The sequence below is a fragment of the Campylobacter suis genome (assembly GCF_905120475.1).
GTDB lineage: Bacteria > Campylobacterota > Campylobacteria > Campylobacterales > Campylobacteraceae > Campylobacter_A > Campylobacter_A suis.
Map to the genome: position 1 here is coordinate 47,031 of NZ_CAJHOE010000005.1, position 10,373 is coordinate 57,403.

A 10,373-nucleotide genomic window follows, 5' to 3' on the forward strand; every position below is an offset into this window, starting at 1 on the left:
ACTGAATGTCCAAAATGATACAAAATTATTGTATAATAAAATTTCAAAGGATATAAAAAATGGCAATACAAAATACTCTTAACTATCTTCTGCTTACCGAGTATCTAAATCCAAACACGCTAAAAGATATACAAAAATCACAAACCAAAACAAAAGTTGTTTTTGAGATGAATGTTCATGAATTTGATGAAAAATTTTGGCAGTTTTTTGCGCTGTTAAAAGATGAAATTTATAGACTAAACAAAGCAGATAGAAGCGGTAAATGCCCTACACTAAAGGTAGAAATTTATGGCGGCGTCTATGAAACAAGCTTGATACAAGATGTCATTTGCCAAAAATATCCAGAGCTAAAAAACGATGAGTTTAAACAGTCAAGCCTTGCTTATGCCGCGTCTTATTATTATATGCTTGATGGCGATTTTACCTTTAAAGATAGCGAGCGATACTATGTTTTAAAAGACAATTTAGAACTAAATGATAAGAGCTTAAAGCCCGTGTGTTGTGGCGAAACTGGGTATAATATAGGCGAGCTATTTTTATCGACCGTGCCGTGGGCTTGTGAAAATTTTACAAATGCAAAAAATTTAAACTATGAAAATTTTAAAGAGATAAAACAAAGCCTACAAAACGACATAAGTGCGTTTTTGCCACACGAAATAAGCATAGCGCAACTAATAGCTTCTTTACATGAACTCATAAAAAACAGGCTAAAAAGTAAAATCATAACCGATAAGCTCCACATAGCCTTAAGCTTAGAAAGCCCAGATACGGTGCTTTTAAACAGCTTTTATATAGAAGATATAAGCAAAATTTTAAGCACAAATGATATAAACAAAAGCTTGGAGCAAATTTTAGATGAAAATGACCCAGATAGCTTTAAACGCATAGATACAAGAGAATATGAAAATTTACCTTTTTTGATAGAGAAACTTGGTAAAAACAGCTTTACACTTGGTGCATTTGCAAGCGAGTATATGCTTATATTTTCTCAACAAATCGCAGTAAATGAGATAATGAAACTCTTTAGCAAGGATAGTGGTGGAATTTATAGCGTAAACGGTCCTCCAGGCACTGGAAAAACGACTCTTTTAAAAGACATTATCGCAGCCGTTATAGTAGAGCGTGCGATACAAATAGCCGATACAGACGCAGATATATTTGAAAAAGGGATAAAGCTAAGTCAAGACAGCAAATATCCCGACTTTTATCCGTTAAAACAGAGCCTAAAAGGCTTTGAGATAGTCGTTACTTCAAGCAACAACAAAGCAGTTGAAAACATATCACAAGAGCTGCCACGCCTTGATAGCGTAGCCAAAGAGTATCTAGATGAGCTTGAGTATTTTAGAAATTTTGCCACTAGATTGCTCTCATCAAATGCTAAATCCAGCATTGCAAACCCTGCGTGGGGGCTTATAAGCGCGTCTCTTGGCAAATCATCAAATGTCAATAAATTTAAATCAAACTGCCTGCTTAAAGCAGAGATTGACAAGACAGATAGCGATTTTGCTAAGCTTAAGGAGATGGATTTTGTTGATGAGTTTAATGATAAATACTACATTAAAGGGCTAATAAGCTATCTGCATGAGCCTATTACGACTGATTTTAAGCAAGCAAAAGCCGAGTTTTTAGACGCTATCAAACAAGCCAAGCACGAAAATGAAAAAGCATTTGCAGAGTTTGAAAAGCTAAAAAATGAGTATGAAAATTTAGTAAAGTTTGAAAATCTTAATATAGGTGCTAAGATAAAAGCTCAAGATGATTTACTCATAAATTTAAGTGATAAGCTAAACACTCTCTTAGAGCCTACTAAAGTTGTCCTTCAAGAGCTACAAGATACAAAAACTATGCCTCAAGAACCTGGAATTTTTGCAAAAATTTTAAAAACACAAGCTTATAAAAACTATATAATAGAGTGCGAAAATATAGCCAAAACAAATGAGCTAATAAACGCCACAAACGCTCAAATTTCAGCCCAAAATAGCAAAATTTTAAGCAAATACGATGATGATTTGAAGCATTTTAATAAACTAAAAAATGATTTGCCGCTTCAGATAAATGAAGCAAATTTAAAGCTAAATGAGCTTAAAACAATACAGCAAAATCTAAATAATCTTAATAACATAAAAGAAAAGCTAAACCAATACATAAACCTAGATGATAGACATATCCGCGAAAATAGCTCACCATTTATGGCGATAAACGGCAAGAAAACAGACCTTGCAAAGGCTAGGATCAATGTTTTTATAAAAGCTTTAATGCTTCATCGCTCTTGCATTTTGCAAAATAAATCAAAATTTGTTGCAAATCTTAAAATGTTTGAGTCAAAGGATTTAACCACTCTTGATAAACAGCAAAGGCTAAATATTTTACAAAGCTTGTTTATGATAGTGCCAGTTATCAGCACGACTTTTGCATCTATGTCTAGATTTTTTGATAAATACGGTGTTGGCAAAAATGATATCGCGATGATGCTTGTTGATGAGTCAGGTCAGGCAAATATCTCAAACGCAGTGGGTGCTTTATGGCGTGCAAAAAATGCTGTAATAGTAGGCGACCCGCTGCAACTAGAGCCAGTCGTTACGCTACCTAGTAGCTTAAACGAGGTGCTTTTGCGCCAAAATGATACAAAAAATGAGTTTAATGTCGCCACGACTTCACTTCAAGCAAGGGCGGATAAGGTTCAAAATTTAGGTGCCTACATAGGCGATACTTGGGTTGGTTCGCCCTTGATAGTTCATCGTAGGTGCGATGAGCCTATGTTTGGCGTGGCAAATGATACGACATATGATGGCGCCATGATATGGGGTAGAAAGAGCAATGCTGGATTTTTGGGTGATTTTGGCGTAAAAAGTTCTTGGATAGATGTTCGTGGAAGCTTTGTGGGAAATAGCTGCAAAGAGGAGCTAGAAGCTGCCGATAAGCTTTATGAAGAGCTAAAGATAAAAATAGATGAGTATAACAAAAAGGCAGATTTGCACAATCAAACCCACCAGCACAAGATGGCGTTACTTGATGCTAAAAAAGATATACAAGTCATTACGCCATTTACCGATATCGTGCGTGCTAGTAGGTCGCATAAATGTCACGCAAACACGATACACACTATGCAGGGACAAGAGGCAAGCATTATTATATTTATCCTAGGTGGAGGGTCTGCTGGTGCTAGGGCTTGGGCTAGCGCAAAACCAAATTTATTAAATGTCGCGCTAACAAGGGCTAAGCACTACATCTATATCATCGGCGATAAAGCAGCTTGGAGCGAGCTTAAATACTTTAGCGTAGCAGCGAGTAGGATTTAAATTTGTATCATTTTTTATCAGATATAATTGCATATGTTTTATCGTAAAAAGCCATATCATAAAATCAGCTAGCTTTATTTAAGACAAAAAATGCTAGCTAAAAAGCTGACTTGAACTAAATTTTGTCAGCTCATAAAAATACAAAAAGAGTTAAAATTTAGCAAGCAAAATGCTTGCTAAATTCACTAAGCGCATGCGCCTTTGCATTTTTCAAGTATGCGGCGTGCAGCATTTGAAGCGACTATTAAACCGCCCGCAGACATTATAATGTCTTTTATGACAAGGCGACCTGCGCCAGATAGATAAGGAAAACCATGATTTGGACTTTCGGTTATTCCTAGAGCTGGGTTGCCTAGATTTGGAACCCAAGTTTCGGGAGTTGTTATCAAAAATGATAGAGTAACGATAGACATACCAAAGGTGAGCAAACCTCCAACAAGCCCAGCTTTTGGGAACCAAATACCAAGCAAAACAAGAGTGCCGATAGTGCATATCATAAAGCCTATAAAGTATGAAGCTGTGTATGTGCCGTTGCTCTTGTGCCATTCGATATTTTTAGGTACGACTAAGCCTTCAGGATTTTTATGCAAGTTATATTCTGCGACCATTTTACCTTTGCCATTATCAACTATATCTTTATTGTTTAACATATAGCTAAAAAACGGACTATTGGTAACAAAAGGCACTATACCGTCGGCTTCGTACTGAACGACTTTTAGTCCGCCTATCCAAGCCATTACGATAAAAATGGCAACACTAATGTAATTTACAAAACATTTTTGAGAATTTGCTAGAAATTCTAAATATTTTTGCATATTTTTCCTTAATAATTTTTTTTAATTTAATAATTGATATTAAATTAATTCGCGAATTATACATATTGCAACTTAAATGTTACTAAAAATTTTGAAAATATTACAAAATATTAAATTTTAGAGTATTATGTTTTGAAAACGCCTATTTTTGGGACTATTATGCTAAATTTGCATTTTTACTTTTTCTGTAAAAATAAAAAATTTTGATATAAATTTTTGAAAAATTTAAGCATTGGACTATTTATTTTGATTTGGTGCTTTTGTTATCAATATCATCATGACCGACATTTTTTAGTAGGTTAAAATTTTTAAAGTTATATTGAAAATTAAAAATCGTATTTTTAAAAAGAAAATTAAGGAAAAAGTTAGTGGCGGATAGAGAGGGATTTAAAAATATATTTAAAATCCCATATTTTAGGCATAAGATTATATAGTGATACAAAAAGTGATACAATTTAGAATCATCTTTTTATATAATGAGTCTTAATCTAGACAGTCAGATATTATAGCATAATTTTATACCATAATGACTTTTTTAAGAGCAATATAAGGCCACAAATTCTCAAAATCAGACTTTACCTTTTAAGTCAGGAAATATAAAAAGATGCTTTAATTGCTTGGGTGGTTTTATTTGAGCCCACCTAAAACTCAGTTTATGATATAATACATAAAAAATACAAGGATGGACATGCAAGTAGTTCTAAATAATGTTGATAATACCATGTTATCTATACTTGAAAATCTAAAAACCCTTGCTCCAAACCTACAAATCATCAAAGAGCCTTGCGTGTATAGTGATGATGAGATAAAAACTAGGATAGAAGAGGGTGTGCAAAGTATAGAAAATGGTACTGCAAAACTATACACATTTGATGAAATGAAGCAAAAATTTAGCGTCAAATGATATATTTTCTACCCAAATTTGATGATAATCTAAACAAGATATATAACTATATATCACTTGATAGTCCAAGCAGAGCAGATAAATTTTGCACTGAGCTATTTGATAAGATAGCAAAGATAGAATATATGCCTTTAAGCTTTCGCAAAAACCTACAAATAAACCGCGATGATATAAGAGATTTGATATTTAAGGGCTATGTTATGCCATTTTTGATAAAAGATGGGGATTATTATGTGTTAGATATTTATAAGAATAATGAATGGAGTGGAATTTAGATATCTGCTAAATCTTCCATTTGTCTAATCTTTCATGTTAAATAATTTTATTAAGCAAGTTGTGTTTTTGATAACAGGCATACAAAATCTATATTTACTTCAAGCATAAATATAATCAAATTTAAGTATATTTATTCAAACATTGATAATACTTACTTAGCAAACTCGAAACGAGCTTGCTGTAAGGTCTTGGCCAGACGGGCAAAATAGCCTAGCGGCTATGATAAAAATCACCTTTGAACTTGTCTAGTCAAATTGGGGGATTTTTATTAAAAAACAGGTTGATATTTTTTGCTTGCAGTGTAAATTTGCTTATACAAAAATCTAAGCTTCTATGCTAAATTATCTTTTTAGGCAGACCTATGTATGCTATATATTTAAATCAAAAAGTAGCAAAAGAAATTTTACATTTTAATTAAAAGGAGTAATGTTATGCTTAAAAATTGAAAGAAGTGCAATATTATCTTGCTTGATACGAAAAACTACAACATATCCTTTAAATATTAGCTCTCTTGTATCTTCTCTATTTAGCTTTTTATTTTTATGATAGCTGTATGGCATATATGGTATTTGTTCTATCTTATTAAAAAGTTCATTTGAAAATTTAAGTGCATTATTAACACTATCTTTTGCTATATATTCTACTATGTCATTAAGTTGTTTTAAGAAGATTTTATTGGGTTTTATAATCATATATTAGCGCCATATTTTCTAAGGATATTATTAGTGCTTTCTTTAAGCTCTTTAAGGCTTATATACTCAAGCTCTCCCTTATCATCAGCGTCTGATATATCTTGTAGTAGCATAGCATCGGCTTTGCTTATGGTGCTAATGTCATCTTCATAAGTCATGGTTGCTTTAGGATCTAGTGACAGTATATGCCTTATGGCTTCAATCAGGCTTTTATTTGTAGTTTGTATGCTAATGGTTGCCATTTTATATCCTTTTTTATTTGGTATTATAGCATAGTTTTGAAAATGGGGTTGAAGGGGCAAAGAATAATATATCTAAAAGCCAGACATCATAAATATCTGGCTTTAGTTAAAGCTTATTGCATATTAAAAATTAGCATGAAAGCTTAGCCAAAATGTCCTGCCTGGTGCATTTACGATAAAAGGATCAAGTGCTCCCACATTGCTGGCGCTAAGAAATTCGGTATATTTTTTATCAAAGAGATTGTTGATACCAAGTCTTACACCAAAATTTTTCTTAAACTCTATCCCGCTATAAATATCCAAAGTCGTAAAGCCCTTTGCTGCCTCTTTTTTATCTATACCAAAACTAGTCATTTTATCCCAATCGCCACGAGTTTGTTTTGCTACATATCGAAGCGCTGTGCCGATATTATAACTACCAAATGAAGCATTATCTGTATAGTCAAAATTTACATTTACCTCAAAAGGCCTGATTTGATAAAGCGGTCTATCATCGGTAGTATTTTGTCCGTATGCGTAGTAAAATACCCCTTTTAGACCAAAATTATTAGCAAAAGTATAGTTTGAATAAAACTTAGCTGTATAAATTTTAGCATCCACATTTCTTGTAATGGTTGCATTTTGATTTATGCCGGCATTTCCTTTATGCAAACGATCGTATATATTAAGATCATCTACTCTATCAGCTATAAACTGCCCTCCAAAGGCATAGCCGTTTGAGCTTAAATACCTTGTATATCCATCGCTTTTGTGATCAAATCCCAAATTTATGCGGTTATGTCTTTCAGGTTTTAAAAGAGCATTTGCTATAAGTCCAGCATTAGCATTAGCAGCTGAGCCATAAAGTGTGTCAAATCTATCGGCATTACCGCCTATCCTATATAAACTCTCAAAAGCCGCGTAGTATTTACTGTTTGAGTTTGGAGTAAAATCATATCTAAGACTACCGCTTAGCCCACTCTTATTTGATCTACCATCAAAATCATATCCATAAATAGATTTTAACAGCCTTCTTACGCTATTTATATTAGCCGCACCAGAGTAGGTCTCATCTATGCCCTTTAGTTCTGTCCTTAGCCAGTCATAATTTAGCCCAAGGCTAAGTTTATGAAACTCATCAAATTTATAGCTTAATGTATCAAAAACTCTATATCTGTGGTTTAAGATATCTGCGAATCTATATCCAGTCTGAGTTACTATACCATTTCTATTAACATATCTTTTTGCGTCCTGATTATCATGGATATAACCTATGCCAAAAGTATTGTGAAACTTATCCAAATCCACATCATATTTAGCATTTATATCAAAAATTTTTCGATTTGCATACAAGCGAGTATCGATTGGAGAATTTCTTAGCTTGCCACTACTGCTAATTCTGTCAACCTGTGTATATTTAAACTCTAAATTTAAGGTATTTGATAGATCTTTTTCACCTAGTCTTACATCAAATTTGGCTATATTAAACTCAGTTTCTATATCATCTGCCACATGTTGCGGGGCTTTATTATCACGCATTAGATCATGTATGTAACTAAATTTATACTCACTTAACTCATCAGGGGTAAAACCAAGAACTAAATTCTGACCATTACGCTTATAGCCAAAATTTATCCTCTCGCCGTCCCCATCTTTATAGGTATTTCCTTTTGAGATATGGGCATTAATCATAGTGTAAAATTTATCTGTCTTATATTTAAATAAACCCGAGCCAAAAAATCCTTGCCGTAAAAACCACTGGATATATGAAACGACTTGCTTGAATTGTCTATTTTATTTGTAACGAAAAAATAGTCATTTCTTGGCGTTAGATCATACAAATGCAGAGGAAATCTACTTTGTATGCTGTTTATAATGTATTGGTTTGTGTGGTCCAAAACTTTTTATCTAGGTTATTATGTCAGGGTTTGCACCATTTGCAAACAAACTTGTCGCACAAAGTGCAAGTAGGCTAAAATTTATCATTTTCATAAAATCACCTCTTTGTAATAAATTTAATGCACCCAAGTATCGCTTAAATACTTGGGTGAAAATGTATGATTATTTACTAAATGCTTGGTCTAGTCTGATAGGAAGTGCGCGGTATCCGATAGTTCCTCCCATGTCGGTAAATTTTATTTCTACTTTAACATCTTTAGTTCCGTATGCGATCTCATTTAGTATAGGCTCTTCTAAGCCAGCTTTAGTTAGCTGTTTGCCAAGACCAGCTGTTGCTGAGTAGATAAACATACTATCGTGATCAGGCTGATACTCAACAACTGAAGTGATAGGGCTATACCAGTCAAAACCACGCTCTTTTCCATACTCCCAAACTTGCTGAACAGTCATATTTTTCTCATCGATTAGATACTCAACACCACGGCTGTATTTCATGCTAGCAATAGCTGGCTGCTCGTTGTGTCTTGCATCGCCATTATCAAATACACTAAGCGCATATTTTCCTTTACTACTTTTTTCATCTATCTTATATGCAGTATGCTGTGTCCAAGTAAAGTCAAAGTCTGTATTCTCACATATACCGTTTTCATTGCAGTCTAGCTTTTTGCCGTTTTTATCAACCGGCGTTAGTAGCTTTTTGGCTAAATTCTCATTCCAGCCAGCCCTAGCCGCAAGTATCCATTTTACTTGCTTATCACGGCCTATCTTTACAACGGCACTTTGATGGCGCACTGAAACAACTATACTATCATCGCTTGGATCGTAATTAACTGAATTTACGTGAGCCCAGTTTCTACCTATGCCAACTCCTGCCACATCTCCAAAAGGTGCATTTGCATCTTCTAGATCTTCTTTATTTGCCGTTTGTCCTGCTTTACTAGAATCGACATTTAAACAAACCGCACCCTGATCAAGAGCTAGCAAATTTACATCTCTATATGGATCAAGTATGTTATATAGCTTCCACTCATCTATCACGTTTCCATTATGATCAACCTCAAGAAGCACATCGCGAACAGTTCGGACATTTTTGCCATCTGTTCGCTTTTGATCAGCACTTGCAACACGCATCAAGTAGCCTTTTGGTGTTTCTTCGATATGATGTGAAAAATCTATATATCCATGCGGCAAGCGTCTATCAAATACCATTTTGCCCATCATGTCAAATTTCATATATCTTTGTCCCATACCAACTATGAGATGTCCATCTTTTGTCTGCTGAAAGCCCATTGTATTGCCCTTGCGGTAAATGTCATCTGGGTTTCGCACGACATCCATTTTCATATACCATCTAACATCACCGTTTGTATCAACTATATAGTTAAATGGCTCTAAATCCCACTCCATAGCACCGCCTACTGGGTGATTCCAAACGGCTTGTCCTGAGTCTGGCAAACTAGCCCTAATAAGGTGATTTATAAAATATAATCTATCTTTAAATTTTGCATCCATTTTTACGATATTTGCTTTTGGAAGTAGTGATTTTTGTGAAGTTCCTGTACTATTCATAAAAACAGGTGCCGCATATATATCATATGTTTCGCTAATAGCTTCGCCATTTCTTTTATAGCTAACCTCTACCTTATTTACATGATCAGGATAAAGTCCCCATACAGGGATGCCACCATGTGTCAGAATTTGCTTATCACTAACATCATATTTTATATCAAGTCCTTTATCGCCTTTTGCTTTTACGGTAATTTTTGCATCGGTTATATCATATCCGCCATTTTTTATAACCGCTGTTAATGGGGCTAGTTTATAAGGATTTACAACTACCGCGCCAAGCTTACCGACTGATTTATAGCTTACAGGACCACTTGCACCGCCGACAGCCAAGGCATTTGTAGTACCCATACCAAGCAACAAAGCAGAAGCAACTGCTACTGAAATTAAACCATTTTTCATTGTTTTTCTCCTATTAAGAAATTTGTTACTTTGCAATTATCTTATAGTGTGTCCCTTTAACGGTAACATAGAGATTAAATTTAGCTTAAATATAAAATAAATAAATTTATATCTAAAATTTATTTATTTGTAAGTTTAGCGATACCTATATAAGTATTTAATAGTTTATAATTCTTCCAAATTTATATAAGGAGCAAACATGAAGACAATGTTTTCAAAGACATTAAAGGTTTTATCAGCTGTTGCACTATTTGGTGCTTTAAGTGCTAATGCTTTTAGCGAAGGAGAGGATTATATAG

At 34.0% G+C, this 10,373-nt stretch carries 8 protein-coding genes; 3 read left to right on the plus strand and 5 right to left on the minus strand.

All coding sequences use genetic code 11. From position 1 onward, the window contains the following. Positions 1–59: 59 nt before the first annotated feature. Positions 60–3,299: a DEAD/DEAH box helicase gene (locus LQV35_RS08060; RefSeq protein ID WP_230057367.1), complete on the plus strand. Its 3,240-nt coding sequence runs from the start codon at positions 60–62 to the stop codon at positions 3,297–3,299. A gap of 185 nt (positions 3,300–3,484) precedes the next feature. Here the strand turns inward: LQV35_RS08060 and LQV35_RS08065 are convergent, their stop codons facing one another. Next, on the minus strand, positions 3,485–4,114 hold the full coding sequence (locus LQV35_RS08065) for a DUF417 family protein (RefSeq protein ID WP_230057368.1): 630 nt from the start codon (positions 4,112–4,114) through the stop codon (positions 3,485–3,487). A gap of 688 nt (positions 4,115–4,802) precedes the next feature. Here LQV35_RS08065 and LQV35_RS08070 point away from each other — a divergent pair. Both LQV35_RS08070 and LQV35_RS08075 read left to right on the plus strand, forming a co-directional pair. Then, on the plus strand, positions 4,803–5,018 hold the full coding sequence (locus LQV35_RS08070; RefSeq protein WP_230057369.1) for a hypothetical protein: 216 nt from the start codon (positions 4,803–4,805) through the stop codon (positions 5,016–5,018). Beyond that, entirely contained in the window at positions 5,015–5,293 is a 279-nt protein-coding gene (locus tag LQV35_RS08075) for a type II toxin-antitoxin system RelE/ParE family toxin (protein ID WP_230057370.1), read from the plus strand. Before LQV35_RS08070 ends, LQV35_RS08075 begins: the two co-directional genes overlap by 4 nt. Positions 5,294–5,704: 411 nt before the next feature. Here the strand turns inward: LQV35_RS08075 and LQV35_RS08080 are convergent, their stop codons facing one another. The 4 genes from LQV35_RS08080 to LQV35_RS08095 all read right to left on the minus strand — a co-directional run bounded on the left by LQV35_RS08080 (position 5,705) and on the right by LQV35_RS08095 (position 10,074). After that, entirely contained in the window at positions 5,705–5,986 is a 282-nt protein-coding gene (locus tag LQV35_RS08080) for a type II toxin-antitoxin system RelE/ParE family toxin (RefSeq protein ID WP_230057371.1), read from the minus strand. Next, complete coding sequence (locus LQV35_RS08085) at positions 5,983–6,228, minus strand: hypothetical protein (RefSeq protein WP_230057372.1); 246 nt, start codon at positions 6,226–6,228, stop codon at positions 5,983–5,985. The genes LQV35_RS08080 and LQV35_RS08085 overlap by 4 nt, the downstream gene beginning before the upstream one ends. A 123-nt stretch (positions 6,229–6,351) precedes the next feature. Next, positions 6,352–7,899, minus strand: coding sequence for a TonB-dependent receptor domain-containing protein (locus LQV35_RS08090; RefSeq protein ID WP_230057373.1), 1,548 nt, complete (start codon positions 7,897–7,899; stop codon positions 6,352–6,354). Between the two features lie 369 nt (positions 7,900–8,268). Beyond that, positions 8,269–10,074 (minus strand): aryl-sulfate sulfotransferase, encoded by a 1,806-nt coding sequence (locus LQV35_RS08095; protein WP_230057374.1) that lies wholly within the window; start codon positions 10,072–10,074, stop codon positions 8,269–8,271. Positions 10,075–10,373 lie beyond the last annotated feature (299 nt).

Excerpts from the sequence above, each read along its gene's own strand:
- LQV35_RS08070 (WP_230057369.1), top strand. The coding sequence starts at position 4,803 with ATGCAAGTAGTTCTAAATAATGTTGATAATACCATGTTATCTATACTT.
- LQV35_RS08080 (WP_230057371.1), bottom strand. The coding sequence starts at position 5,986 with ATGATTATAAAACCCAATAAAATCTTCTTAAAACAACTTAATGACATA.
- LQV35_RS08060 (WP_230057367.1), top strand. The coding sequence starts at position 60 with ATGGCAATACAAAATACTCTTAACTATCTTCTGCTTACCGAGTATCTA.
- LQV35_RS08065 (WP_230057368.1), bottom strand. The coding sequence starts at position 4,114 with ATGCAAAAATATTTAGAATTTCTAGCAAATTCTCAAAAATGTTTTGTA.
- LQV35_RS08085 (WP_230057372.1), bottom strand. The coding sequence starts at position 6,228 with ATGGCAACCATTAGCATACAAACTACAAATAAAAGCCTGATTGAAGCC.
- LQV35_RS08075 (WP_230057370.1), top strand. The coding sequence starts at position 5,015 with ATGATATATTTTCTACCCAAATTTGATGATAATCTAAACAAGATATAT.
- LQV35_RS08090 (WP_230057373.1), bottom strand. The coding sequence starts at position 7,899 with ATGATTAATGCCCATATCTCAAAAGGAAATACCTATAAAGATGGGGAC.
- LQV35_RS08095 (WP_230057374.1), bottom strand. The coding sequence starts at position 10,074 with ATGAAAAATGGTTTAATTTCAGTAGCAGTTGCTTCTGCTTTGTTGCTT.